The organism is Streptosporangium sp. NPDC001681, from assembly GCF_040298085.1.
Lineage (GTDB): Bacteria > Actinomycetota > Actinomycetes > Streptosporangiales > Streptosporangiaceae > Streptosporangium.
This window is the reverse complement of record NZ_JBEOZN010000141.1, coordinates 1-24,191: the sequence shown is the minus strand read 5'-3', so window position 1 is coordinate 24,191 and position 24,191 is coordinate 1. Positions and strand designations below refer to the sequence as shown.

General features: G+C 70.6%; 24 protein-coding genes and 1 pseudogene. 13 read left to right on the top strand and 12 right to left on the bottom strand.

Going from position 1 to position 24,191, the window contains the following annotated elements; translation table 11 throughout:
* Positions 1-99, top strand: a pseudogene (locus ABT130_RS47880) (hypothetical protein); the annotation flags it as partial.
* On the opposite strand, the gene ABT130_RS39995 reads toward ABT130_RS47880, so the two are convergent.
* Both ABT130_RS39995 and ABT130_RS39990 read right to left on the bottom strand, forming a co-directional pair.
* Positions 78-710, bottom strand: coding sequence for a response regulator (locus ABT130_RS39995; RefSeq protein WP_350964634.1), 633 nt, complete (start codon positions 708-710; stop codon positions 78-80). The pseudogene ABT130_RS47880 and the gene ABT130_RS39995 overlap by 22 nt on opposite strands.
* Positions 707-1,852 carry a sensor histidine kinase gene (locus ABT130_RS39990; protein WP_350964631.1) on the bottom strand — a complete coding sequence of 382 codons (1,146 nt, stop codon included), beginning with the start codon at positions 1,850-1,852 and terminating at the stop codon, positions 707-709. Before ABT130_RS39990 ends, ABT130_RS39995 begins: the two co-directional genes overlap by 4 nt.
* A 168-nt stretch (positions 1,853-2,020) precedes the next feature.
* On the opposite strand from ABT130_RS39990, the gene ABT130_RS39985 reads away from it, so the two are divergent.
* The gene (locus ABT130_RS39985; RefSeq protein WP_350964628.1) at positions 2,021-2,926 is read left to right on the top strand and encodes an ATP-binding cassette domain-containing protein; all 906 of its coding nucleotides are present in this window, start codon (positions 2,021-2,023) and stop codon (positions 2,924-2,926) included.
* A gap of 35 nt (positions 2,927-2,961) precedes the next feature.
* Positions 2,962-3,759 (top strand): ABC transporter permease, encoded by a 798-nt coding sequence (locus tag ABT130_RS39980; protein WP_350964625.1) that lies wholly within the window; start codon positions 2,962-2,964, stop codon positions 3,757-3,759.
* 84 nt (positions 3,760-3,843) lie between these two features.
* Here ABT130_RS39980 and ABT130_RS39975 read toward each other — a convergent pair whose 3' ends face one another.
* Positions 3,844-4,317, bottom strand: a complete 474-nt coding sequence (locus tag ABT130_RS39975; RefSeq protein WP_350926203.1) for a low molecular weight protein-tyrosine-phosphatase — start codon at positions 4,315-4,317, stop codon at positions 3,844-3,846.
* A gap of 255 nt (positions 4,318-4,572) precedes the next feature.
* Between ABT130_RS39975 and ABT130_RS39970 the strand changes: the two genes are divergently transcribed.
* Both ABT130_RS39970 and cbiE read left to right on the top strand, forming a co-directional pair.
* Positions 4,573-4,971, top strand: coding sequence for a TIGR03618 family F420-dependent PPOX class oxidoreductase (locus tag ABT130_RS39970; protein WP_350926201.1), 399 nt, complete (start codon positions 4,573-4,575; stop codon positions 4,969-4,971).
* A gap of 148 nt (positions 4,972-5,119) precedes the next feature.
* The gene (gene cbiE, locus ABT130_RS39965) at positions 5,120-6,349 is read left to right on the top strand and encodes a precorrin-6y C5,15-methyltransferase (decarboxylating) subunit CbiE (protein ID WP_350964622.1); all 1,230 of its coding nucleotides are present in this window, start codon (positions 5,120-5,122) and stop codon (positions 6,347-6,349) included.
* A 68-nt stretch (positions 6,350-6,417) separates the two neighbouring features.
* On the opposite strand, the gene ABT130_RS39960 is transcribed toward cbiE, so the two are convergent.
* The 3 genes from ABT130_RS39960 to ABT130_RS39950 form a co-directional block, all read right to left on the bottom strand.
* Positions 6,418-8,256 carry a glycoside hydrolase family 15 protein gene (locus tag ABT130_RS39960; protein ID WP_350964620.1) on the bottom strand — a complete coding sequence of 613 codons (1,839 nt, stop codon included), beginning with the start codon at positions 8,254-8,256 and terminating at the stop codon, positions 6,418-6,420.
* A gap of 146 nt (positions 8,257-8,402) precedes the next feature.
* Positions 8,403-9,341 (bottom strand): siderophore-interacting protein, encoded by a 939-nt coding sequence (locus tag ABT130_RS39955; RefSeq protein ID WP_350964618.1) that lies wholly within the window; start codon positions 9,339-9,341, stop codon positions 8,403-8,405.
* A gap of 97 nt (positions 9,342-9,438) precedes the next feature.
* A complete protein-coding gene (locus ABT130_RS39950; protein ID WP_350964616.1) occupies positions 9,439-10,377 on the bottom strand; it encodes a CHAP domain-containing protein in 939 nt (312 codons plus the stop codon).
* A gap of 383 nt (positions 10,378-10,760) precedes the next feature.
* Here ABT130_RS39950 and ABT130_RS39945 point away from each other — a divergent pair, with 383 nt between their 5' ends.
* A complete protein-coding gene (locus ABT130_RS39945) occupies positions 10,761-11,210 on the top strand; it encodes a hypothetical protein (protein WP_350964614.1) in 450 nt (149 codons plus the stop codon).
* Positions 11,211-11,215: 5 nt separating this feature from the next.
* Here the strand turns inward: ABT130_RS39945 and speB are convergent, their stop codons facing one another.
* Both speB and ABT130_RS39935 read right to left on the bottom strand, forming a co-directional pair.
* On the bottom strand, positions 11,216-12,241 hold the full coding sequence (gene speB / locus ABT130_RS39940; protein ID WP_350964612.1) for an agmatinase: 1,026 nt from the start codon (positions 12,239-12,241) through the stop codon (positions 11,216-11,218).
* Between the two features lie 363 nt (positions 12,242-12,604).
* A complete protein-coding gene (locus tag ABT130_RS39935; protein WP_084195352.1) occupies positions 12,605-12,772 on the bottom strand; it encodes a DUF3073 domain-containing protein in 168 nt (55 codons plus the stop codon).
* 291 nt (positions 12,773-13,063) lie between these two features.
* Between ABT130_RS39935 and ABT130_RS39930 the strand changes: the two genes are divergently transcribed.
* From ABT130_RS39930 to ABT130_RS47875, 4 genes are read left to right on the top strand one after another with little or no spacing between them, the layout of a single operon-like run.
* The gene (locus tag ABT130_RS39930; protein ID WP_350964610.1) at positions 13,064-13,264 is read left to right on the top strand and encodes a hypothetical protein; all 201 of its coding nucleotides are present in this window, start codon (positions 13,064-13,066) and stop codon (positions 13,262-13,264) included.
* A gap of 2 nt (positions 13,265-13,266) precedes the next feature.
* A complete protein-coding gene (locus ABT130_RS39925) occupies positions 13,267-13,602 on the top strand; it encodes an ArsR/SmtB family transcription factor (protein WP_343973370.1) in 336 nt (111 codons plus the stop codon).
* The gene (locus ABT130_RS39920) at positions 13,599-15,341 is read left to right on the top strand and encodes a SulP family inorganic anion transporter (RefSeq protein ID WP_350964607.1); all 1,743 of its coding nucleotides are present in this window, start codon (positions 13,599-13,601) and stop codon (positions 15,339-15,341) included. The genes ABT130_RS39925 and ABT130_RS39920 overlap by 4 nt, the downstream gene beginning before the upstream one ends.
* 15 nt (positions 15,342-15,356) lie before the next feature.
* The gene (locus tag ABT130_RS47875; RefSeq protein ID WP_451935970.1) at positions 15,357-15,656 is read left to right on the top strand and encodes an ABC transporter permease subunit; all 300 of its coding nucleotides are present in this window, start codon (positions 15,357-15,359) and stop codon (positions 15,654-15,656) included.
* Here the strand turns inward: ABT130_RS47875 and ABT130_RS39910 are convergent.
* Together ABT130_RS39910 and ABT130_RS39905 are read right to left on the bottom strand one after the other, a co-directional pair.
* Positions 15,643-16,830, bottom strand: a complete 1,188-nt coding sequence (locus tag ABT130_RS39910; RefSeq protein ID WP_350964602.1) for an FAD-dependent monooxygenase — start codon at positions 16,828-16,830, stop codon at positions 15,643-15,645. The genes ABT130_RS47875 and ABT130_RS39910 overlap by 14 nt on opposite strands.
* Before the next feature lie 85 nt (positions 16,831-16,915).
* On the bottom strand, positions 16,916-17,761 hold the full coding sequence (locus ABT130_RS39905) for a fumarylacetoacetate hydrolase family protein (protein WP_350964599.1): 846 nt from the start codon (positions 17,759-17,761) through the stop codon (positions 16,916-16,918).
* Positions 17,762-18,055: 294 nt separating this feature from the next.
* Here ABT130_RS39905 and ABT130_RS39900 point away from each other — a divergent pair, with 294 nt between their 5' ends.
* Positions 18,056-20,371: a phosphoketolase family protein gene (locus ABT130_RS39900; protein WP_350926177.1), complete on the top strand. Its 2,316-nt coding sequence runs from the start codon at positions 18,056-18,058 to the stop codon at positions 20,369-20,371.
* 141 nt (positions 20,372-20,512) lie between these two features.
* Positions 20,513-21,694: a zinc-dependent alcohol dehydrogenase gene (locus ABT130_RS39895; RefSeq protein WP_350926175.1), complete on the top strand. Its 1,182-nt coding sequence runs from the start codon at positions 20,513-20,515 to the stop codon at positions 21,692-21,694.
* A 90-nt stretch (positions 21,695-21,784) separates the two neighbouring features.
* Here ABT130_RS39895 and ABT130_RS39890 read toward each other — a convergent pair whose 3' ends face one another.
* A complete protein-coding gene (locus ABT130_RS39890) occupies positions 21,785-22,072 on the bottom strand; it encodes a Fe-S cluster assembly protein HesB (RefSeq protein ID WP_350926173.1) in 288 nt (95 codons plus the stop codon).
* A gap of 114 nt (positions 22,073-22,186) precedes the next feature.
* Positions 22,187-22,315: a hypothetical protein gene (locus tag ABT130_RS39885; protein ID WP_350964597.1), complete on the bottom strand. Its 129-nt coding sequence runs from the start codon at positions 22,313-22,315 to the stop codon at positions 22,187-22,189.
* A gap of 460 nt (positions 22,316-22,775) precedes the next feature.
* Here ABT130_RS39885 and ABT130_RS39880 point away from each other — a divergent pair, with 460 nt between their 5' ends.
* Complete coding sequence (locus ABT130_RS39880) at positions 22,776-24,149, top strand: ABC transporter substrate-binding protein (protein ID WP_350926171.1); 1,374 nt, start codon at positions 22,776-22,778, stop codon at positions 24,147-24,149.
* Positions 24,150-24,191 lie beyond the last annotated feature (42 nt).

Here is a 24,191-nt window from a genome sequence, read left to right as displayed (position 1 = left end):
CATCAGGAGGCGGGCCGTCCCGCCGGCATCAGGATGAAGACGAACTCCCTGGTCGACGAGCCCATCATCGACGCCCTCTACCGGGCGTCGCGGGCTGGCGCCCGGTCGCGCGCGCCGAGCTTGCCGAGCAGCCGGCCCACGTGCGTCTTCACGGTCGCCAGGCTCAGGGTCAGGTGCTCGGCGATCTCGGTGTTGGACAGCCCCCGGGCGATGAGCGCCAGAACGTCGCGCTCCCGTCCGGTGATCCCCTCGAGCTCGCGGGCCACCAGGCGCGCCGGTTCCGGGAGCCGGGAGAACTCGGCGATGAGCCGGCGCGTCACCGTCGGGGCGAGCAACGCCTCGCCGGAGGCGACCACCCGGATCGCGGCCAGCAGATCGCCCGGCGGGGTGTCCTTCAGCAGGAAGCCGCTGGCCCCGGCGCGTAGCGCCGCGTAGACGTACTCGTCCAGGTCGAACGTGGTGAGTATGAGCACACGCGCCCCCAGGACGCCCGTGGGGCCGCAGATGCGCCGGGTCGCCTCGATGCCGTCCATCTCCGGCATCCGCACGTCCATGAGCACCACGTCCGGCGACTCGTCGCGGGCCAGCTCCACCGCCTCGGCACCCGTCCCGGCCTCGCCGACCGTCACCAGATCGGGGGCGCTGTCCACCAGCAGCCGGAAACTTCCGCGCAGCAGCGCCTGGTCGTCCACGACGAGCACCCGGATCACGGCGCCTCCCCGTACGGCATGCGCGCCGAGATCCCGAACCCGCCCTCGGGACGGCGCCCGGCTGTGAGACTCCCGCCGTACACGGCCACCCTTTCGCGCATCCCGATCAATCCGTGCCCCGGGCCGCCGGGCAGCACCCGCTCACCGGGCCCGTCGTCGGCGACCTCGACCCTGACCTCGCCCGCAGACGCCTCGACCGAGACCCGGCACCGGGCGGGGGCGGCGTGCCTGACGACGTTGGTCAGCGCCTCCTGGACGATCCGGTAGACCGACAGCTCCACTCCCTCCGGCAGGCCGGTCGCCCGGACGTCCAGTTCGACGCGGACCCCGGCCATCGCCGCCTGCCCGGCCAGCACGGAGAGGTCCGTCAGACCGGGGGAGGGGGTGAGGTCGGGTGGTGCGTCGAGATCGGAGCGGAGCACACCCAGCAGCCGGCGCATCTCGGTCAGTGCGCCCCGGCTCGTGACCTCGATGACGCGCAGCGCGTCCGCGGCCTCCTCGGGCCGCGCCGCGGCGACGTGGTTGGCGATGCCCGCCTTGACGGCGATCAGGCTCATGCTGTGCGCCACCACGTCGTGCAGCTCACGGGCGATCCGCAGCCGTTCCTCGGTGACCGCCCGGTCGGCGAGTTGCTCGGCCGACCGCACCGCGTGCGCCCGGCGCTCGCGCACGGCACGGCCGGCGATCCAGGCGCCACCCATGAAGGCCACTCCTGCCAGCAGCACCCCGGCGATGTTCGCCGCCCGGCCGGGGGCACCCGCCACCGACAGCAGCAGGACGGCCACCGCGCTGCAGGCGCCGATCGCGAGCGTGGGTTCCCCGCGCGGCCGGGGCAGGGTGAGCGCCACCATGTAGATCGCGAAGGCCGCCGCCGCGAACCTGTCGTGCGCCAGGCCGAGAAGGACGGACGCCAGCGACATCGCGAGGACGGCGCAGAAGACGGTGAGCGGCCACAGCCGCCGCACCGCGAGCGGCAGGGCGACCCCGGCCAGGACCAGGTACTCCGCCCAGGTGGGCACCGCGGGATCCGGGCTTCCGGCCGCGAGCAACAGGAGCGCGACCGCGTATCCGGCCGCCGCCACGGCATCGAGGCGGACGAGCCGGTCATGGCTCCAGCGGCTCAGGAAGAGTGAGTCGTCCACGCTGGAACGGTATCCGCCGGGGTCGTGTCCTCGCCTCCACCTCAAGGACGTCATCCCCGGGGCCCACCTTCGCGCGCCGTGGCCGCCGTCGTCGGACCCGGGGCTGAGCGTGAAGTGCCCGCCGTAGGCCGACGCGGGCGCGACCCGCCCCGCGAGAGCCTCGACGACATGATCGAAATCATGAGGCTGACCAAACGCCACGGCGACAAAGCCGTGCTGGACGGGCTGTCGTTCCAGGTGAAACCGGGGCTGGTCACCGGTTTCCTCGGCCCCAACGGCGCGGGCAAGTCGACCACCATGCGCGTCCTGCTCGGCCTGGACGCCCCCACCTCGGGCCACGGGCTCGTCAACGGGCGCCGCTACGCCACGATGCGGTACCCGATGCGCGAGGTCGGCGCGCTGCTCGACGCGAACGCGGTGCACGGCGGCCGCAGCGCGCTCGACCACCTGCGCTGCCTGGCGCGTGGCAACCGGATAGGGCTCTCCAGGGTGACGGACGTCCTGGAGCAGGTCGGCCTGGCCGGAGTCGCCCGCAGGCGGGTCGGCGGCTTCTCCCTCGGCATGCGTCAGCGGCTGGGGATCGCGGCGGCGCTGCTCGGCGACCCGGGGGTGCTGATGTTCGACGAGCCGGTCAACGGGCTCGATCCGGAGGGCGTGCGGTGGATCCGCCATCTGATGCGCTCGCTGGCCGCAGAGGGACGCACCGTGCTGCTCTCCAGCCACCTGATGAGCGAGATGGAGCTCACCGCCGATCGCCTCGTGATCATCGGCTGCGGCAGGCTGGTCACCGAGACCACGGTCGGAGAACTGGCCGCCCGCCATGACCGGGGCGTGCTGGTGCGCTCCCCCCGGGCCGCCGAGCTCACCGGAGTACTGGAGGCCGCCGGGGCGACGGTCGAGACGGAGCCGGGCGGGGGAGTGGTCGTCAGGGGACTGGACGTCGCGGCGATCGGTGACCTGGCCGCGGGGAGCGGCCTCGCCGTGCACGAGGTCACCCCGCGCAGTGCCTCCCTGGAGGAGGCCTACATGGAGCTGACCGCTGACAGCGTCGAGCACCGGGCGGGCGGGCGATGACCGGTCTGTCGCGGCGCGAGGGACCGGGTGGCCTGATGGCTGTCGACGTGCCGGCCGCGGAGTGGCTGAAGCTTCGCACGGTCCGCTCCACCTGGTACGTCCTGGCGGTCGTCGCGGTCTTCGTCGTGCTCGCGGCCGTGTTCACCCTGTACGTGGGCAGCCTCTGGGACGGGTTGCCGCCCGAGGGGCGGCTCACCCTGCGCGCGGCGCGTCCCGAGCAGATCATCCTGATGCCGGTGCAGATCTGCATGGCCGTGCTCGGCGTTCTCTCGTTCACCTCCGAGTACGCCACCGGCATGGCCCGCACCAGCTTCACGGTGCTGCCGCAGCGGGGAGTCGTGCTGGCGTGCAGAGCCGCGGTCGTGGCCGCCGTCGCGTTCACGGTGGGGCAGGCGAGCGGTTTCATCACCTTCTTCGTCAGCCGGTTGATCATCGGTGACCGCCCGATCCCGGACTTCGCCGCGCCACTGTCGCAGGAGTTTCCGAAGATCTTCGCCGGGGGGCTGTCGGTGGTGGTGCTCGCCATGATCGGGCTAGGCGTGGGCGCCGTCCTGCGCTCCACCGCGGGGGCGATCACCGCCGTCGTCGTGTACCTGTACGTGTTCCCGAGGTTCGCGCTCCTGCTGCCCGATCCGTGGAACGCCAGGATCGGCTCGGTGCTGCTGGAGGACCTGACCGCCCAGGCCACGGGTGAGCCGCCGGTGGCGGTCGGGCTGGGCGACGCGGCCGCCGGGATCGGGCTGTCGCCGCCCGCGGCGCTGGCGGTGATGTTCCTGTACGTCGTCGTCGCGCTCGCCGCGGCCGCCGTCACGCTCGCTCGCCGGGACGTGTGATCCTTCCGGCTGCCAGGCCTGCGGCTTACTTTGTAAAGGCGATGGCTCTCCACAGCGGAGTCGAACAGCAACACCGGGGGAGCCTCACCTAAGGGTGATCATCAGATGCCCGGCCAGACCCCTGCTCGCCGCTTCGACCATCTCCAGTACCTCGGCGAAACCCTCACGTTCACCGTAGTAGGGGTCGGGCACCTCGGAGCCCTCCGGGGCCGTGGGGTCGAAGGAGCGGAACAGGCGCACGTCCGCCCCCTTGGGGGCAAGGCGGCGCAGGGCGCTCAGGTTTCGGGTGTCCATGGCCAGCACCAGGTCGATCCGGCCGTACCAGTCACGCAGGAACTGCCGGGCCCGGTGCCGCGAGCCGTCGTAGCCGTGGTCGGCGAGCATCTCGGCGGCCCGCGGGTCCATCGGGTCGCCCTGATGCCAGCCACCGGTGCCCGCGCTGTCGACCGTGACGCGATCTCCGAGGCCGTGCTCGTCGAGGGTCTTTCTCAGCACGACCTCGGCCATCGGCGACCGGCAGATATTTCCCATGCACACCACGCATATGCGATAACTCATGCCTACCAGGATGCCGTCTGCCGAGGGTGCGGCGACCGGGTGCGCGGGCTGCCGGGGAAGGGATCGTCGCCGAAGCGGCCTCCGCGGCGGATCCGCCCGCGAAGCCTCGATGACCGCCGCCCTCCCGGACGGTTGCCTGCCGAGACGCGCCCGGTTCCGCGAATCGCCGGCGGTTTTCTCGGCGGAGGTGGAATCGATCACGTGCGAGCGATGTTCGACTGCCTTGTAGACATCGTCCATGAGGTGGAGGTTCCCGTGGGAAAACTAAGCGAAGACGCCAAGAACCTGCTCAAACAGCCGATTCATGCCTGGGTGACCACCGTCAGGCCGGACGGTTCGCTGCACAGCACGGTCGTGTGGGTTGACGTCGACGGAGACGACGTCGTCTTCAACACGGCCGTGGGCCGGGCCAAGGAGCGTCACCTGCGCGAGGACCCGCGCGTGTCGGTGAGCGTCCTGGACCCCCAGAACGCCTACCACCTGGTCAGCGTCTCGGGGAAGGCCCGGCTGGAGCTGGAGGGCGCGGACGAGGTCATCGACGGCCTGGCGAACAAGTATCTCGGTGTGGAGTCCTATCCCTTCCGTAAGCCGGATGAGCAGCGCATCACCGTGCGGATCACGCCCGATGACGTCATCTTCAACCCGGCGAGCTGAGCGGCGGCGGGTGGTCGCGGCGTGCCCGCGCCCACCCGCCGCACCGGTGCACGGCTGACCGTCGCCGGGCCTGGCCGCGATCCGCGGCCGGACCCGGCACCGGGCTAGCATGTCGCCCGGTGGAAACGGCATCGGGAAGGGGTGGGTGATGTCTGACCTCGTCACCGTCGTCGGCATCGGAGCCGATGGCTGGGCCGGGCTCTCCCAGGAGGCGCGGCGCGAGTTGCACGCCGCCGAGGTCCTGATGGGGAGCGCTCGGCAGCTGGGGCTTCTCCCCGAGCCCAGCGCCGAGCGCGTCGTCTGGCCCTCCCCGCTGCTCCCCGCCCTGCCCCGGCTGATCGCCCCCCACCGGGGCCGCCGGGTGTGCGTGCTGGCCAGCGGCGATCCCATGTTCCACGGCATCGGCGCGACCCTGGTACGGCTGCTCGGCGCTGACCGGGTCCGGATCCTGCCGCACCCGTCGTCGGTCTCCCTGGCCTGCGCCAGGCTCGGCTGGGCGGTCGACCGGGTCGAGGTGGTCAGCCTCGTGGCGCGTCCCGTCGAGGTGCTGCACCCCGCCGTCCAGGACGGCCGCCGGGTCCTGGTCCTCAGCGCCGACGGCCGCACTCCGGCCGGGGTCGCCGGGTTGCTCGCCGCCCGAGGTTACGGCGCGAGCGCGATGACGGTCCTGGAAAGGCTGGGCGGCGCCGAGGAGCGGGTGATCTCCGGTACGGCCGGTCAGTGGTCCCTGCCGGTGGCCCACGCTCTCAACGTCGTCGCCGTGGAGTGCCGTGCCGATGCCGGGACCGTTCCGCTGCCCCGCCTGCCCGGCCTGCCGGACGAGGTGTTCGAGCACGACGGCCGGCTCACCGGGAGCGAGGTGCGCGCGGTCGTCCTGTCCCGGCTGGCGCCCACTCCGGGCGAGCTGCTGTGGGACATCGGTGCGGGGGCGGGCGGCATCGGTGTCGAGTGGATGCGTGCCCATCCGGAGAACCGGGCCGTCGCGGTGGAATCCCACCCCTCACGGGCGGCCGTGATCGCCCGTAACGCCGCGGCGCTGGGAGTTCCCGGTCTCGACGTGGTGACCGGTGCCGCCCCCGCCGCACTCGCCGGGCTGAAGGCGCCGGGAGCCGTCTTCATCGGCGGTGGGGTGACCGTTCCCGGGGTGGTGGAGGGCTGCTGGGAGGCGCTGCGACCGGGCGGCAGGCTGGTGGCCGGCGCGGTGACCGTCGAGTCGGAGGCGGTTCTGGCCTCCTGGCAGGGGGAACTCGGTGGAGACCTGGTCCGGCTGGCGGTCAGCAGGACCGCTCCGGCCGGTGGCTTCACCGGCTGGCGGCCCATGGCGCCCGTCACGATCTGGACCGTGGTCAAGCCGCCGGTTCGGGACAGCGCCCGCTGAGCGGCCCGGTCGGCACGGGTGCTCCTGACGGTCCGGGTCTTGGGCGCCCGCCCGCCGTGGCCGGGGGATCAGCCCAGGGCGTGGTCGAGGTTGAACGCGGCGCTGATCAGCGAGAGGTGGGTGAAGGCCTGCGGGAAGTTGCCGAGCTGCTCGCCGGTCTGCCCGATCTCCTCGGCGTACAGGCCGAGGTGGTTGGCGTAGGTGAGCATCTTCTCGAACGCCAGCCGCGCCTCGTCCAGGCGCCCGGCGCGGGTGAGCGACTCGACGTACCAGAACGAGCAGATCGAGAACGTGCCGTCCTGCCCGTGTAGCCCGTCCGGGCTGACCGAGGGGTCGTAGCGGTAGACCAGCGCGTCCGACACCAGGTTCGCGCCGAGCGCGTCGAGGGTGGACAGCCACTTGGGGTCGGTGGGGGAGATGAACTTGGTCAGCGGCATCATCAGCACCGAGGCGTCGAGGACGTCGTCGTCGAAGTGCTGGACGAACGCCCGTAGCCGCTCCGACCAGCCGCGCCGCATGATCTGCCGGTAGATCGCATCGCGGGCCAGCTGCCAGCGCTGCGTGTCGGCGGGCAGGCCGCGGTGGGCGGCCATCCGCATGGCCCGTTCGATCGCCACCCAGCACATCAGCCGCGAGTAGACGAAGTTCTTGCGCCCGCCGCGGGTCTCCCACACGCCCTCGTCCGGCCGGTCCCAGTTGTCGCAGACCCAGTCGACCAGGAGGTGGACCTCCTCCCACAGGTCGCTGGAGATCGGCCGGTGCCACTTGTCGTAGAGGTAGATCGAGTCGAGGAGAGCGCCGTAGATGTCCAGCTGGAGCTGGTCCACGGCGGCGTTTCCGACGCGCACCGGGGCCGAGCCCTGGTAGCCCTCCAGGTGGGGTAGCTCGACCTCGGGCAGTTCGGTGCGCCCGTCGATGCCGTACATGATCTGCAATGGCCCGGAGGGGCCGCCGCAGTCGTGGCTGACGTGCTTGGACAGGAAGTTCATGAACGCCTCGGCCTCCTCGCCGAAGCCCAGCCTGAGCAGCGCGTACACGCAGAACGCCGAGTCGCGGATCCAGACGTACCGGTAGTCCCAGTTGCGCTCCCCGCCGATCCGCTCGGGCAGGCTGGTCGTCGCGGCGGCCACGATCCCGCCGGTGGGCGCGTAGGTGAGGAGCTTCAGTGTGAGCGCGGAGCGGTGCACCATCTCCCGCCACCGGCCGCGGTAGCGCGACGCCGACAGCCAGCGGCGCCAGAACGCGACGGTGGCGGTGAACTGCTCCTCGGCCTCCTCGATCGGGCACGGGCGCGGGGCCAGGTCGTCGCTGAGCCTGTCGAGGGCGAACACCGCCCACTCGCCCTCGTTGAGCTTGAACTCCGAGCGTACGTCCTGACCGTCCGCCTCCAGGGTCGCGCTGGAGGCGAGGGTCAGGCGGAGCGACGGTGACTCGAAGATCGCCCGGCCGTCCCGCATGTTCAGGATGTGGGACTGCCTGCCGTAGTCGAACCTGGGAGCCACCCGTGCCCGGAACGGCAGTGATCCCCGTACGCATCTCACCCGCCGGATCAGCCGGTGCCGGTCGCACTCGCCGCAGTCGTCGACGACCGGCATGAAGTCCTGGATCTCGCCCACCCCGTCGGTCGCGGAGAACCGGGTGATCAGCACGTTGGTGTCCGGGAAGTAGAACTGCCTGGTTCTCGCGGGCACATCGGTGCCCAGCTCGAACGAGCCGCCCTGGGCGGTGTCCAGTATCGAGCCGAACACGCTCGGCGCGTCGAAGCGCGGGCAGCAGTACCAGTCGATCGTGCCGCGGGTGTCCACCAGCGCCACTGTGCGCAGGTCACCGATCAACCCGTGGTCGGCGATGGGCGGGTATCCGGGGGCTCCCGCCGGGTCCTGAGGGCCGGGCCGTGCTGCTGTCATGTCGGCCCTCCCAGGTCGCGAGCCGGGTACCCTACGCCCTCAAGCTACGCGGCCCGGACACCTGTCCGGCCCCGCCTCGGGGCAAGGAGTCGGCAGGTTTTCGGGTACGGAACGGCAAAGGCCCCGCGGGGCCTCTGCCACCGGGTTCAGGCGCTCTCCGCGCGTCCCAGCCGCCAGTAGCCCATGAAGGCCACCGCGGAGCGGTCGATTCCCGCCTCCCGTACCAGGTGGCGGCGGAGCAGCTTGACCATCCCCGCCTCGCCCGCCAGCCAGGCGTACAGGCCGTCGGTCGTGGAGGAGTCAGGGACCTCCCAAAGGATCTCCGTGTCGACGTCGACGTCCTCCAACGGGGCGGCGGCATCGGGGGCGGTGCCCGCCGGTGCGGCGAGCGCGCTCAGGGCGTCGCGGACGGCGGGAATGAGCAGGTCGCCGTGGCGGGCACCCCCGCGGGGCAGCCAGGTGACCCGCACACCCGGGCGGACATCGAGGGCGAGCGCGTCGGCGGCCTCGGGGACTTCCAGCAGCACCGTGGCGGGCACGGAACCGGGGAGCGACTCGGCGATCGTGGTGATGGCGGGCACGGCCGTCTCGTCCCCGGCCAGCAGCAGGTGCGTCGCCCCGGCGGGCGGCGCCCACTCCTGGCCGCCGGTGGGGCCGGGGTGGGCGGCGTTGGGGCCGACCACCACGACCCGGTCTCCGGGGGTCACATGGGTCGCCCACCGGGACGCGGGGCCGGTCTCACCGTGCAGGACGAAGTCGACGTCGAGCTCGCGCCGCTCAGGCCGGACGGCGCGGGCGGTGTAGGTGCGGATCGGGTTGCGCAGCTCCTGCGGGAGCGCACGCCACCGCTGGTACCAGTCGTCCCCGTCTCCCAGGGGGGTGAGGCTGCCGTCCGGCAGCGGGAGGATCACCTTGATCCGCTGGTCGAAGCCCTTGTCGGCGAAGCCCGCCAGGTCCTCGCCGCCGAAGGTGACCCGGACGAAGCTCGGGCTGAGCCGTGCCGTCCGCAGAACCTCCACGTGGTGGCCCCGGTAGACCGGAACCTCCGCTGTCCGCTCCAGGGTCTGCTCGCCGCCCGCTGTCATCACGCCGCCTTTACTGGGAAGTGCCGTTTCCAGTAACTTAGCTTTGCCTAACCTTATTAATCAACCTGTGAGTCCGCGCTCACCGGCCCCGGGGGGGTCACGCGGCCCGGCGCGCCTCCGCCTCGGGGGCCGGGGTCTCGGGGGCGGAGGTCTCGGGGGTAAGGCCGCTGACGGGCCGTGGGTGATCCGCGCGGTACGGCTCGTGCGCCCAGCCCGGTCTGCGTACCCGGAGCGTCTCCGGACTGCCGGCCCCGTCCTGTTCGGGCGCCCCGGCCAGGGAGAGCGAGGCCCCGGCCGGGGGCGCTCCACCGGTCCGCCGTTCCGCCCGCCGCCGAGCCTCCTGCCGCCCGTTCCTCCTGCGGTGCCGTCCCGCCGAGACGCGGGGACGCAGCCGGGACAGGACGAACGAGGTGCCGAGGACGAAGGTCAGCAGTCCCGCGACCACGGCGGTCTCCATGGAGACGGGGAGCGTACCCGAGGTGTCGGTCAGGGCGGTGGAGGCCGGGGCGAGTGCCGGGCGGACTTCGATCCGGCCGATCTGCTGCGGGGCGGTGTCGTTCTTTCCCGCCAGGTTCTCCTTGACCTTGCGCGGCAGGCCGTAGCCCACGACCTTGCTCTGGTCGCGCGTCTTGCGCTTCAGCCAGACCCGGTCGACGTTCCCCTCAATGGTGTGGATCGTTCCACCCTCGACGCTCTCGACGACACCGACGTGGTCGATCCCCTTGATGTCCTTGCCGCCCGACCAGTCGAAGAAGACCAGGGCGCCCGGCTCGGGTGTCCGCGACCAGGCGCCGTTCGTCTCGAACCAGCGGGCCTGCGACGGGGTCCAGGCGAACTGCCCGACGTACTGCTGTACGCCCGCCCGTTCCGCGGCCCAGGCGATGAACATCGCGCACCACGGGGCCGTCTCGTACTGCGGGTCCTGGACCACGTTGGCCGCGTACCACTCACCGAACTTGCTGTGCCGGCCGGGTCCCTCCCGGTACCCGATCTCGGGCCTGATGATTCTGAGCAGATCGTCACCGATCGGATCCATGGCCGTGAGCCACCCCGTCCACTCTCCTCCGCCCTTCCGCGAAGGGGGCGCCGTCCGATAGAGCTGGACTGTATTCGCAGAAAAACCGAGAAGTGAGGCTATTAGCGGAAAAAGCAGGCTTGCGGGGCTGTCGAATACCGGATTCGACAAAAGGGGTGAAACCCTGCCGTACACCCTTTAGCATCGTCCGGTGGCCGGGAGCGGACACCACGAGCGAGGGGCCGAGGCCATCCCCGGGGAGCAGGGGGCACACCGGGAGCCGCCCGTGCCCATCGGGTCGAATAGCATGTGATCGCACATGCGCGGCATGCGCGGATGCCGACGCCGAGACCCGCTCTCCCGGTCCGGCGAAAACACCGGACGCGAAGGCGGATTGGGTTTCCATGTTCGACGACAAGACACAGGAGACCCTCCGCCGCCTCCTGGACCTCGCCGAGCACCCCTCGACCCCACAGGCCGAGCGAGCCCTGGCCGTCGCGCGGGTCCGGGCCCTCATCATGGTGCCCGAGGGCGACGCCCGCCGGGCACCGGTCACTCCGGCGATGGAGGCCGGGATCCTCAGCCGGGTCAGGCCGCTCGCCCACCGGGTCGAGGAGGACCTGGTGGACGCGGTGCACGGGGACCTCTACGCCTTCAGCACCCGCTACCGGGTGATCGGCGAACTCGCCGAGGAGATCGCCCTGCTGCTTGAGCGCTGGAGCGCCGCCGTACCGCAGAAGCGCCACCGGCACGAGGAGGCCGTCAGGGTCGCGGCCTCGAAGCTCGTCTACCTGCTGGAGCGGCGCGATCTGTTCCGCAAGCCCAGGTGGGGCAACCGCCCGAGAGCCAGGTAGACCTCTCAGCGGTCCGGGCGGTCGGCGAGCAGGGGAAGCAGCGGGTTCCACGCCGTACCGTCCCGGGCGTCGCGCCGCCGCCGGGCGATGGCGCTCAACGCCTCGAGAACCACGCGGTTGGCCAGCGCGGCGGTGATGTCCGCGTGGTCGTAGGGCGGGCTGACCTCCACCACGTCGACTCCGACGACCGGCAACTCCAGGCAGATGCGCCGTACGGAGTCGAGGAGCTGGCGCGCGGTGATGCCGCCGGGCTCGGGCGTCCCGGTGCCCGGCGCGTGACCCGGGTCGCACACGTCGATGTCGACGGACAGGAAGACACCGTCGCACTCGTCGGTCGCGATGGCGAAGGCCTCGGTGAGGCACTCCGTCAGGCCGCGGTGCACGATCTCGGTCATCTCGTACGAGCGCATCGAGCGCTCCGCCATCCAGTCCAGCGTCTCCGGCGGCGGCCAGTAGCCGCGCAGGCCGATCTGCAGGAACCGGTCGCCACGCAGCGCCCCCGACTCGATGAGCCTGCGCATCGGCTGCCCGTGCCCCCACAGCGAGCCGAACTCGATGTCGCCGGTGTCGGCGTGGGCATCGAAGTGGATCATCGAGATCCGGCCGTGCCCGAGGACGTTGGCCACGCCCTTGGCATCGGGGAAGGCGATCGAGTGGTCACCGCCCAGGACCACCGGGATGGCTCCGGCTCGGGCCACCTTCTCGACGGCGGCCTCCAGCGCGGACAGCGAGGCCAGGATGTCGCCGGGGGGCATCTCGACGTCACCGGCGTCCAGGACGCGCAGGTCGCGCAGCCCGTCGGTGCGCAGTGCCAGGCTGGGGCGCGCTCCGTCGTGCGGCAGGTAGTCGGTCATCCGGATCGCCTGTGGCCCGAAGCGCGCTCCCGGCCGGTGCGAGGTGCCGCCGTCGAACGGCGCCCCCAGGATCACGACGTCGGCGCCCGCATAGCCGGCGGGGTCATCCAGTGAGCATCGGTCGACGCCGAGGAAGGTGATGTCGGGCCCGAACTGGGCCCCGTAGCGGTTCGTCAAGGCCTCTCCGGCGCACGCGATGGGTGGTGGCCGTGGCCCAGGGAGACTTTCCGCCTCGGCGAGGCATGACCTCGCGGGAGCTGGCGATTCTTCCCGGGGCCACGGCGTGTGAACTGGCAGATCCCGGTGTCCGGGGGGAAGGGGCAGCCGGTCACCGTCTTGATGAGGTGGAACCCGCCAGAGCTCTCCGTCGACGCGCCGTACGGGGGGTGTGACCCGCCGTGCGGCGGTATCGCACAACCGTGACGGTAAGCAGCTCTGCCCGGTCGCCTCAATGATGTTGCAGGATGTTGCGCGGGATTCGCCGTCGTACTCGGGGGCACGGGCCGTTCCCTCGATCCGTGAAACCCCGCGCAACCAGCCCTACCTGCCTGTCGGCTCGCCGACAGGGTCGTCGGCCTCGCTCTCCGGCGCGGTGTCGTCACCGGCGCCCAACTCCTTACGCAACCGGTCGAGATCCATGCTGTGGCTGCTGTACTTCAGCTCGCGAGCAACCTTTGTCTGCTTCGCCTTGGCTCGGCCCCGTCCCATTGGCTGTACTCCCTCACGCAGGCCGTGCTCGGCCTCTCGTCACTGTCGCATCGCCGGCTGGCGCGCTCTGACGCCGCAGGTCAGCCCGCGGTAGCCGCACCAAGTATCCCGCTTGGCGGTCGATCCGTCATTGATCGGGCCCGACCGGCCGGGGACCTGTGGAAAACGGCTCCCGCCATCATAGCCAACGTCATTACGATTTGAAGAATTATGCAATTTGGCACATCATCAGGAAGGGTGTGCCGGTAAACCGGACGCCGGGGATGACCTGATCCACGGGAGGTGGGGGGCGTGAGCGAGAGCGAGTTCGCGGCGGAGTTAAGGGCGCGCATAGCCGATGTCGACGGCGAGTTGGAGCTCATGCGCCGGGCCTCCGATGATTACGCGGTCGAGGTCCTGACCGGGCGCCTGGAGAACCTGCTGCGCATCGCCGCCCGGCACGGCGTCGATGTACGCCCCCCCGGTGGCGGGCCAGTCGCCGGGGCCGCGTGATCATGCCGGTGCCACTGCACCAGGCCAAGGCCGAGCTCTTTCGCACCCTCGGCCATCCGGTCCGTGTCCGGGTGCTGGAGCTGCTGCAGGACGGCCCCCTGCCGGTGCGGGATCTGCTGAGCGCCATCGACGTCGAGGCGTCCAACCTCTCCCAGCAGCTGGCGGTGCTGCGCCGTGCCGGGCTGGTGACCGCCACCCGGGAGGGCGCCACCGTCGTGTACGTGCTCTCCACCCCGGATGTGGCCACCTTGATGTTCGCGGCGCGATCCATCCTGACCGAGCTGCTCGCCGAGCAGGGTGAGCTGCTCGCCGAACTGCGCGCCGAGGCTCGCGGGTGAGCACGCCCGCCGCCGCAGGGCGGCTGCGGGCCCGCCTGTCGGACCTGCTGCCCACTCGCGCCGACTGGGCACCCGCACGTCGCGATCCGCGACGGGATCTGCTGGCCGGGCTGACCGTGGCGGTCGTGGCGCTGCCCCTCGCGCTGGCCTTCGGGGTCAGCTCGGGGATGGGGGCCCAGGCAGGTCTGGTCACCGCGATCGTCGCCGGGACGCTCGCGGCGGTTTTCGGCGGGAGCAACCTGCAGGTCTCCGGGCCGACCGGCGCGATGACCGTGGTGCTGTTGCCGATCGTGCACCGGTTCGGCGCACCCGGTGTGCTGATGGTCGGACTGCTGGCCGGGGTGATGCTGGTCGGGCTCGCGGTGGCCAGGGTCGGCCGCTACGTTCAGTTCATCCCCACCTCGGTCATCGAGGGGTTCACCGCCGGGATCGCCATGGTGATCGCGCTGCAGCAGGTGCCCGCCGCCCTCGGGGTCTCGGGAGTGGACGGGGAGCAGGTCTGGCGGGTGGCCGCCGAGGCCGTCGCCCGTTTCGCCGCCGCCCCCGACCCGGTGCCGGTGGTGATGGCCGTGGCGGTGGCCGCCCTCATGCTGGTCGGTGCCCGCCTGCGGCCCGGCCTGCCCTTCTCGCTGATCGGCGTGGCGCTGGCGACGATGGTCACCGTCTTCGGCGGCCTTGATGTCGCCCGCATCGGAGCGCTTCCCGCCGGTCTGCCCGCCCCCTCGCTGGGCTTCCTCGACACCGGCGCGATAGCCGCGCTGCTTCCCTCGGCGCTGGCCGTCGCCGCGCTGGCGGCCCTGGAAAGCCTGCTGTGCGCCTCCGTGGCCGACGGGATGAGCGTCAACGAGAGACACCACCCTGACCGCGAGCTTTTCGGCCAGGGCATCGCCAATCTGGCCGCGCCGCTGTTCGGCGGCATCCCGGCCACCGCCGCCATCGCCCGCACCGCGGTCAACGTCCGCTCGGGCGCCCGCTCCCGCCTGGCCGCGCTCACCCACGCGGTGGTGCTGGCCGTGATCGTGCTCGCCGCGTCCGGAGTCGTCGGGCACATCCCGCTGGCGGCGCTGGCCGGTGTGCTGCTGGCCACGACGGTGCGGATGGTCGAGGTCGGCTCGCTGCGTGCCATCGCGCGCGCGACACGTGGTGACGGGCTCGTCATGCTGCTCACCTTCGTCGTCACGGTCGCCGTGGACCTGGTGACCGCGGTCGCCGTCGGCATCGGTACGGCGATCGTCCTGGCGCTGCGCGCCATCGTCAGGAACGCGCAGGTGCAGCGGGTGCCATTGGAGAGCGGTGACCACAGCGAGGAGGAGTACCGGCTTCTGCGGGAGCACATCGTCGCCTACCGGTTCGACGGGCCGCTGGTGTTCGCCGCCGCCCATCGGTTCCTGCTGGAGTTGTCGGAGGTCGCCGACACGCGCGTGGTGATCCTGCGCATGTCCCGGGTCTCCACTCTCGACGCCACCGGGGCGCGGGTGCTGGGAGAGGTGATCACCGATCTGGAACACCGCGGCATCGTCGTGCTGCTGTCCGGCATCCGGCCCGGCCACGATCAGGTTCTGGCCGCGCTCGGGGTGGCCGACCATCTGCGTCGCGACGGCCTGATCTTCCCCGACACCCCCGCCGCCATCATGCACGCCCGTGACCTGCTCACCGATGCCGCCGAGGGGTGGCCGCGGTCGATGACGTCCACCGTGACGTCCACCGAGTCCCGGGGCGATGTCACGGCCGGACCGTGAAGCGGGCCATCGCCGATCTCGCGGTCTCCCCGGTCGAAGAGGGCGACGCGATCGTGGTCGGCGTCGGCACCACCACCCAGGAGTTCGCCCGGCGCAAGGCGGAACGTCCACGCCATCGGCGGGAGCGAGGACGCCGCCGGCCTCATGGGCGTGCCGGTCGTTCGTACCAAGGTCGTCGTCTACCTCATGTCAGGGCTGCCGGCCGGCCTGGGCGGGGTGCGCAAGGTGGAGCGACCACCCGCGCCGCCGGGTGTTCCCACCCCGAGCGGGCCGGAGCCCGGCGGCGCGAGGCCGGGCCGCCTCAGCCTGCCATGATCGTCTCGGGGTCGTGGCCGTAGAGCCAGGCGTTCTGCCGGAGCGGGTCGCCGCCGGCGAAGGCCGCGTCGCGCTCCAGCTGGGCGGGCCCGTCGGGCAGGTGGTTCTGCACCTCGCGGCCACGGCTCATCAGCTGCACCTGCGAGGCCCGGGGCCGGCGGATCTCCGCATAGCGGGCCAGCGCCTGCGCCACCGTCTCGCGGGTGGCGGCACGCAGGCAGCTCGCGAGGACCACCGCGTCCTCGACCGCCTGGGCGGCTCCCTGGCCGAGGAAGGGCAGCATCGAGTGGGCGGCGTCACCCAGCAGGGCCACCCGCCCGGATGTCCAGCGCTCCAGGGGGGTGCGGTCGTACAGGGCCCAGCGCCTGGTCTCGGTGGCCGAGGCGACCAGCTGCCTCAGCCGCGGGTCCCAGTTCTCGAACTCGCGCGCCAGGTCCTCGATCCGCCCCTCTGCGGTCCACGACTCGACACGCCAGTCGCCGGCGGGCACGATCGCGACGATGTTGATCAGCTTTCTGTCCCTGATGGGGTAGTGGACGAAGTGACGGCCCGGGCCCAGCCAGAGCGTCTGCACCCGGCGTAGCGCCAGCTCCGGCGCGTGCTCGGCCTCGACCAGGCACCGGTAGGCGCACAGCCCGGAGAAACGCGGCGGCGCCTCCTCGACGACCGTGGGCCGTACCGCCGAGTGGATGCCGTCTGCGCCGATCACCCCGTCGGCGGTCACCGTCGTCTTCTCGCCCCGGCTGTCGGTGAAGACCAGCTCGACCTCGGAGCCGTCCTGGCGCAAGGTCTCCAGCCTCCGGCCGGCCCTGACCGCGTCCGAGGGCAGTGCCTCCAACAGCATCTCGAGCAGGTCGGCCCGGTGCGCGACGTAGCAGTCGGCGCCGTACAGCCGGCGGCACTCCTCGCCCATCGGCTGGGAGAACAGTACCCGGCCGTCCTGCCAGCGCCGGAACTCCCAGGCGGCCTCCAGTGGCACGGCGAAGGACGCCAGCCGCTCGCCGAGACCGGCCCGCGCCAGGGGACGGACCATGTTGGGGCCCACCACGATCCCGGCGCCGACCTCACGCAGCTCGGCGGTCTGCTCGTACACGACTGCCTCGACACCCGCCTGCCGCAGCAGCAGGGCGGCGGCCAGCCCGCCGAGGCCTCCGCCGATGATGGCGATTCTCACTCAGGGGTTCCTCTCCTCGAACGGCCTCTCATCCCGGCGCGCCGCGACATGGAAGCGCACCGGCCAAGACGCCTGCGACGTCGTTTCAGCTCTCCGGCCAGGCCACGATCGGGTTGCGCACCGAGCCCAGCCGGTCGATCTCCACCTCGACCACGTCACCGGGCCGCAGGAACCACGCCGGGGTGCGTGCGTGCCCCACCCCCGAGGGCGTGCCGGTCGCCACCAGGTCTCCGGGCAGCAGCGTCATCGTCCGGCTCAGGTGCGCCAGCACCTGCCCGACCGGGAAGATCATGTCCTTGGTGTCGCCGTCCTGGACGACCTCGCCATTGACCCGGGTCACCAGCCGGAGGCCACCGGCCGGGTCGCCCACCTCGTCGGCGGTCACGACAGGCCCGATCGGCCCGCTGTGGTCGGAGTTCTTGCCGAGCGTCCACTGCGCGGTCAGCCGCTGTGCCCGCCGGGCGCTCAGGTCGTTGAAGACCGCGTAGCCGAACACCCCGGCGAGCGCGGTCTCCGGGTCCACGCACCGCATGGCCGTACCGACCACCGCGACCAGTTCGACCTCCCAGTCCAGGCCCGCCTCGTCCGGCGGCACCGGCACGGGCGTCCCGTCGACCGCGAGCGACGTCGTCCACCGTCCGAAGATCGTCGGTGTCTCCGGGGTGGAGAAACCGCCTTCTGCGGCGTGTTCTCGGTAGTTCAACCCGACGCACAGCACCCGTGCGGAACCGGTCACCGCCGGAGCCAGGCTCAGTTCGCCCAACGCCAGCTCACCTGCCGGCTCACCGGTGGTGAGCTCGCGCGCCCTGGCGGTCCAGCCGGGCAGGTCCTCGTAGAACTCGCTCACCTCGGCCAGCGGCACCACCTGGTCGGTGCCGGTCAGCACTCCCACCCGGACCTGACGACCATCCCGAAACCCGACAAATCTCATTGCTCACTCCCGACGTTCCCGGCGAGGGGAACCACCGCATCCTCGAACACCGCCACGGTGCCATCGGCTCACCCGGAGATCTTCGTACATTCCACCTCAATACCGTAATGGGACAGGAGACACAGATGATCACGGTGGTGTGGAGATCCCGGCTCCGGCCCGGTGCGGGGGCGTCCAGGGGGAACCCAGGTGGGGCCGCCCGTAGCGGGCGCCTTCCCGCTCGTGCCCGGCACGCGGGATGAACACGTTCGCCCCGTCGAGGTTGGAACGCCTCCGTGGAGGAACTGTCGATGTATGGACGCACTCGCGCACGTCGACGCCTACTGGCGCGCGGCCAACTACCTGTCGGTCGGTCAGATCTACCTGCTGGCCAACCCCCTGCTGACCGAGCCGTTGCGACCCGAGCACATCAAGCCCAGGCTGCTGGGGCACTGGGGGACCACGCCGGGGCTGAACTTCTGCTTCGCCCACCTCAACCGGATCATCACCGAACGCGACCAGGACATGATCTACGTCGCCGGTCCCGGCCACGGCGGTCCCGCGGCGGTGGCGCATGCCTGGCTGGAGGGCTCTTATACCGAGAAATATCCGGATGTGGGGCAGGATGCTCGGGGGATGCAGCGGCTCTTCCGGCAGTTCTCCTTTCCCGGCGGCATACCCAGCCACGTCGCGCCCGAGACCCCGGGGTCGATCCACGAGGGCGGTGAGCTGGGCTATGCCCTGGCCCATGCCTACGGAGCCGCGTTCGACAACCCGGACCTGGTGGTGGCCTGCGTCATCGGTGACGGCGAGGCCGAGACCGGGCCGCTGGCGGGCAGCTGGCACTCCAACAAGTTCCTCGACCCCGCCTGTGACGGGGTGGTGCTGCCGATCCTGCACCTGAACGGTTACAAGATCGCCAACCCGACCGTGCTGGCCCGGATCCCCGAGGAGGAACTGGTCAAGCTGATGGAGGGGTACGGCTACCGGCCGCACTTCGTCTCCGGCGACGACCCCGAGGTCATGCACGCGCTGATGGCCGAGACCCTGGAACGGGTGTTCGACCAGATCGCCGACTACCGGCACGGACGGGCCGACCGCCTGCCGATGATCGTCCTGCGGACGCCGAAGGGGTGGACGGGGCCGCGTGAGGTCGACGGCCTGCCGGTGGAGGGGACCTGGCGGGCGCATCAGGTGCCGTTGACCAGAGTGCGTGACAGTCCCGAGCATCTGGCGATGCTGGAGGAGTGGATGCGCTCCTACCGGCCGGAGGAGTTGTTCGACGGCCGGGGCCACCCGGTGGCGGAGGTCCTGGAGACGGTACCCGAGGGGCCGCTGCGGATGAGTGCCAATCCGCACGCCAACGGCGGTGAGCTGCTGCGGCCGCTGGCACTGCCCGACTTCCGTGACTACGCGGTCGAGGTGAAGGCTCCCGCTCGCGTGTCGACGGAGCCCACCCGGGTGCTGGGGATGTTCCTGCGTGACGTGATCGCCGCCAACCCCGACAACTTCCGGTTGATGGGCCCCGACGAGACGGCGTCCAACCGGCTGTCGGCGGTCTTCGAGGTCACCGACCGGGCCTGGGACGCCGAGATCCTGCCCACCGACGAGAACCTCGCCAGGGGCGGGCGGGTGATGGAGGTGCTCAGCGAGCACCTGTGCCAGGGCTGGCTGGAGGGGTACCTGCTGACCGGCCGTCATGGGCTGTTCAACTGCTACGAGGCGTTCATCCATATCGTCGACGCGATGTTCAACCAGCATGCCAAATGGCTGGAGGCCTGCCGGAAGATTCACTGGCGGCGGCCGATCGCGTCGTTGAACTACCTGCTGTCATCGCATGTGTGGCGTCAGGATCACAATGGTTTCTCCCATCAGGATCCGGGTTTCCTGGACGTGGTGATGAACAAGAAGGCCGAGGTGGTGCGGGTCTACCTGCCGCCGGACGCCAACACGCTGCTGTCGACGGCGGATCACTGCCTGCGCTCGCGTGACTACGTCAACGTGATCGTGGCGGGTAAGCAGCCGGTGCTGGACCTGCTGCCGATGGACGAGGCGATCGCGCACTGCACCCGGGGCCTGGGCATCCTGGAGTGGGCCAGCAGCGATGCCGGCACCGAGCCGGACGTGGTGCTGGCGTGCGCGGGGGACGTGCCCACGCTGGAGACGCTGGCGGCGGCGGCCCTGGTGCGCGAGTACCTGCCCGAGCTGAAGGTGCGGGTGGTCAACGTGGTGGACCTGATGCGGCTGCAACCGCCGAGCGAGCATCCGCACGGCATGTCGGACGCGGAGTTCGACACGCTCTTCACCGCCGACAAGCCGGTCGTCTTCAACTTCCACGGCTATCCGTGGCTGATCCACCGGCTGACCTACCGGCGCCATGGCCATGACAACATCCATGTGCGCGGCTACAAGGAGGAGGGGACCACCACCACCCCGTTCGACATGGCCATGCTCAACGACATCGACCGTTTCCACCTGGTCATGGATGTCATCGACCGGGTTCCCGGGCTGGCGGAGCGGTCGGCGCATCTGCGTCAGCACATGATGGATCGCCGGCTGAGCGCTCGCGCCTACACCCGTGAGTACGGCGAGGATCCCGCCGAGATCCGCGACTGGACCTGGCCGTACTGACCACGACCCCGCCCGTGCCCTGCCCGTGGAGGCCACGCCGGTTTCCCGGGCAGGTCGCACCCCGGCGGAGAACCACCCAGTTTGGCCCTCACGGAGCGGGTAAGGAGGCATCGTCACAGCTCACGCGATAGGGGAGGGAAAATGAAGGCTCTCACCTGGCATGGCAGGCGCGACGTACGGGTCGAGGAGGTTCCCGATCCGGCGCTCAAGGAACCGAACGACGCGATCATCAAAATCACCACCACCGCCATCTGCGGCTCCGACCTGCACCTGTACGAGGTCCTGGGGCCGTTCATGGGCGAGGGCGACATCCTGGGCCACGAGCCGATGGGCGTGGTGGAGGAGGTCGGCCCCGAGGTCACCGCCGTCAAACCGGGCGACAGGGTGGTCATCCCGTTCAACATCGCCTGCGGCCACTGCCACATGTGCCGCATGAGCCTCTTCGCCCAGTGCGAGACCACCCAGGTCCGCGACCAGGGCATGGGCGCGGCCCTGTTCGGCTACACCAGGCTGTACGGCGAGGTCCCCGGCGGGCAGGCCGAGTACCTGCGGGTCCCGCAGGCGCAGTTCGGCCCGATCAAGGTCCCCGAGGGGCCGCCGGACGAGCGGTTCGTCTACCTGTCCGACGTGCTGCCCACCTCCTGGCAGGCGGTGTCGTACGCCGGCATTCCCGACGGCGGGAGCGTCACGGTCTTCGGGCTCGGACCGATCGGGCAGATGACCTGCCGGATCGCCAGGCACCTCGGCTACCGGGTCATCGGCGTCGACGGGGTGCAGGAGCGGCTCGCGATGGCCCGAGGGCACGGCGTCGAGGTGCTCGACGCGTCCGTGACCGGCGACATCCCCGGGGCGGTCAGGGATCTGACCGGCGGGCGCGGCACCGACTCCGTCGTCGACGCGGTCGGCATGGAGTCGCACGGCTCCCCGGTCGCCAAGTTCGCCCACACCGTCACCGGCCTGCTGCCCGACGCGATCGCCGCCCCGCTGATGTCCAACGCGGGGGTCGACCGGCTGGCCGCGTTCAACCAGGCCATCGACACGGTACGGCGCGGTGGCACGATCTCCGTCGTCGGCGTCTACGGCGGCATGGCCGACCCGCTGCCGATGCTGAGGATGTTCGACAAGGGCATCACGCTGCGGATGGGCCAGGCCCACGTCAAGCGCTGGATCGACGACCTGATGCCGCTGGTGACCGATGACGCCGATCCGCTCGGGGTCATGGACCTGGCCACCCACCGGCTCCCGCTCGACCAGGCCCCCTACGGCTACGAGATCTTCCAGAAGAAGCGGGACGGGGCCATCAAGATCCTGCTCAACCCCTGACGAGGACGGCCGAGGGAGCGCTGAGAACGCGGACGTGCCCCGGTCCCCCCGGGGGGATCGGGGCACGCGTGCCGGATTTACGGCGGATGGTCAGTGAGGCTGTTCGGTGACGAGAAACGCGACGCCGCCACCCTCGTCGACGTCGGCGTCCAGGGACTTGTCGTCCAGCATGTCCACGACCTGCGGGTCGAGGAAGATCCGTGCTCCCGCCGACTCCACCACCTTGTCGGCGGACTCGGGGTGTTCGGCGATCGACAGCATGAGCGATCCGGTGCCGTCGCTCTGAGACGAGATGCGGACCCCGGTATCGGGAGAGTCCGTCACCTGCGAGCTGAGATCCCGGATTACCTGGGCTGCGGTGTCCGTCAATGTGAGCATTGCTACTCCTTGTCGGTTTCGGCACTTGGATTCTTCGCCCTTGCCCGCTCTCATCCGGCCCAACCATCCACCCGGGGTTTCTCGTGGCCGCCGTGTCCAGGTCGGGCCGGCGGATCAGCCCTTCCGGCCGAGCCGCTCGACGTGTTCGGCCGTCTTGCGTGCGGCGATCAGAACGGGGTCCCACACGGGGGCGAAGGGGGGAGCGTACGACAGGTCGAGCCCGGTGATCTCTTCTGCGGTCATCTCGTGCCAGACGGCGATGGCCAGGGCGTCGATGCGCTTGGCCGCGCCCTCCTGGCCGACGATCCGGGCCCCAGCAGCCGGCCCGTCCCCCGGTCGGCGATCATCTTGATCCTCATCCGGCGGGCGCCGGGATAGTAGCCGGCACGCGTGCTGGACTCCATGATCTCACCGGCAGGGCCCTCCTTCCGGCGCCCCGGACGGTACGGCTTCGAACAACCGCTTTCTGAAAGTTCCGACAAGAAAATGACGTCATCAAGCATCTTCTTGCAGCCGGATGACTACATCCCGCGTCGTCTCGACATATTCGCAGGTCAGACGGATTTCTTGGTTGCGGCGAGGTGTTACGGCGGGATGACCGGCCGGTCACTGTCACTTTTTTGCATCTGAACTGACGAGCTCTTGCTACTTCCTGCACGTATCTATATGTTTCTCGCAACCGACCCGCCAAGGAGTGCCTCGGATGAAATCCCCCAAGCTCTCGATGCTGCTTGCCGCAGCCATCGCGCTCACCGCCGCCGGTTGCGGCAACGACGACAGCGGATCCAAGGCCGCCGAAACCAGTCCGAGCGCCGCTGGGGCCGATGCTCCGGTCACGATCTCCGTCGGCTGCCAGCCGCCGAAGAGCAACCCGCTGGAGCGAACCGCCTGGGACGAGGACGTCGCCGCGTTCCAGAAGCTGCATCCGAACATCACGATCGACAGCAAGGACGCCTTCCCCTGCATCAACCCGGACACCTTCCAGGCGAAGCTGGCCGGCGGCACGATGGAGGACGTCTTCTACGTTTACTACACCGATGTCAAGAAGATCATCGCGGCGGGCCAGGCGGCCGACATCAGCCCGTACGTCGGCAGCGTCACCAAGCTGGGCGACCTGCGGCCCGACGTCATGAGCATCTTCAAGGAAGGCGACAAGATCTACGGCCTTCCCAGGAACAACTACTCCATGGGCCTGGTCTACAACCGAAAGTTGTTCACCCAGGCGGGTCTCGACCCCACCGCGCCGCCCAAGACCTGGGCCGAGGTGCAGGAGGCCGCGAAGAAGATCTCCGGACTTGGTGCCGGATATGTCGGATTCGGTGAGTACAGCGCCGGCAACACCGGTGGCTGGCACTTCGCCGCCTCCCTCTACGGGCGGGGCGGCGAGATGGTCACTCCCGACGGCAAGACCGCGGCGTTCAACAGCCCGGAGGGCAAGGCCGTCCTGGAGAACCTCAAGACCATGCGCTGGACCGACAACAGCATGGGCACCAAGCAGCTCCTCCAGTGGGAGGACCTGATGCGGATGATGGGCGGCGGCAAGCTCGGCATGATGATCGGCGCCCCGGATGTCGTCCAGACGGTCAACAACGACTTCAAGGGCAAGTTCGAGGACTACGGGGTCACCGCCCTGCCCGAGGCCAGGGCCTCACTCAACGGCGGCGACGGCTACATGATCAACCCCAAGGCCACGCCCGAGAAGATCAAGGCTGCCATGCTGTGGCTGGAGTTCCATGAGCTGACCCCGGGCCAGGGGCAGTTCAACTACGCGCGCAGCAAGCAGCAGGGCCGCCCGGTCGGCCTGCCGATCCCCGACCTGTACGGCGACGCCGCGCCGGGCAAGGAGATCACCGAGCTGCGTAAGGTGAACGCCACGGTGCCGGTGGAGAACTTCACCCCCTTCGTGGAGGGATCGGCGACCATCCAGAACAAGCTGGAGCCGCCGAAGTCCCAGGAGCTCTACGCGATCCTCGACGTCCCCATGTCGGCGGTGCTGACCAGGCAGGACGCCGACATCGACAAGCTCCTGGCCGACGCCGAGGCCAAGGCCAACAAGGTGCTGGCGAAGTCGAGCTGATCTTCTGCCCCCCCGGGGGGGGGGGGGGGGCGGGCGCGCGCC

Bases quoted from the DNA above. Each gene is read 5' to 3' on its own strand.
- ABT130_RS39985 (WP_350964628.1), top strand. From the start codon at position 2,021: ATGATCGAAATCATGAGGCTGACCAAACGCCACGGCGACAAAGCCGTG.
- ABT130_RS39980 (WP_350964625.1), top strand. From the start codon at position 2,962: ATGGCTGTCGACGTGCCGGCCGCGGAGTGGCTGAAGCTTCGCACGGTC.
- ABT130_RS39975 (WP_350926203.1), bottom strand. From the start codon at position 4,317: ATGAGTTATCGCATATGCGTGGTGTGCATGGGAAATATCTGCCGGTCG.
- cbiE (WP_350964622.1), top strand. From the start codon at position 5,120: ATGTCTGACCTCGTCACCGTCGTCGGCATCGGAGCCGATGGCTGGGCC.
- ABT130_RS39960 (WP_350964620.1), bottom strand. From the start codon at position 8,256: ATGACAGCAGCACGGCCCGGCCCTCAGGACCCGGCGGGAGCCCCCGGA.
- ABT130_RS39955 (WP_350964618.1), bottom strand. From the start codon at position 9,341: ATGACAGCGGGCGGCGAGCAGACCCTGGAGCGGACAGCGGAGGTTCCG.
- ABT130_RS39950 (WP_350964616.1), bottom strand. From the start codon at position 10,377: ATGGATCCGATCGGTGACGATCTGCTCAGAATCATCAGGCCCGAGATC.
- ABT130_RS39945 (WP_350964614.1), top strand. From the start codon at position 10,761: ATGTTCGACGACAAGACACAGGAGACCCTCCGCCGCCTCCTGGACCTC.
- ABT130_RS39935 (WP_084195352.1), bottom strand. From the start codon at position 12,772: ATGGGACGGGGCCGAGCCAAGGCGAAGCAGACAAAGGTTGCTCGCGAG.
- ABT130_RS39925 (WP_343973370.1), top strand. From the start codon at position 13,267: ATGCCGGTGCCACTGCACCAGGCCAAGGCCGAGCTCTTTCGCACCCTC.
- ABT130_RS39905 (WP_350964599.1), bottom strand. From the start codon at position 17,761: ATGAGATTTGTCGGGTTTCGGGATGGTCGTCAGGTCCGGGTGGGAGTG.
- ABT130_RS39900 (WP_350926177.1), top strand. From the start codon at position 18,056: ATGGACGCACTCGCGCACGTCGACGCCTACTGGCGCGCGGCCAACTAC.
- ABT130_RS39895 (WP_350926175.1), top strand. From the start codon at position 20,513: ATGAAGGCTCTCACCTGGCATGGCAGGCGCGACGTACGGGTCGAGGAG.
- ABT130_RS39890 (WP_350926173.1), bottom strand. From the start codon at position 22,072: ATGCTCACATTGACGGACACCGCAGCCCAGGTAATCCGGGATCTCAGC.
- ABT130_RS39885 (WP_350964597.1), bottom strand. From the start codon at position 22,315: ATGACCGCAGAAGAGATCACCGGGCTCGACCTGTCGTACGCTCCCCCC.
- ABT130_RS39880 (WP_350926171.1), top strand. From the start codon at position 22,776: ATGAAATCCCCCAAGCTCTCGATGCTGCTTGCCGCAGCCATCGCGCTC.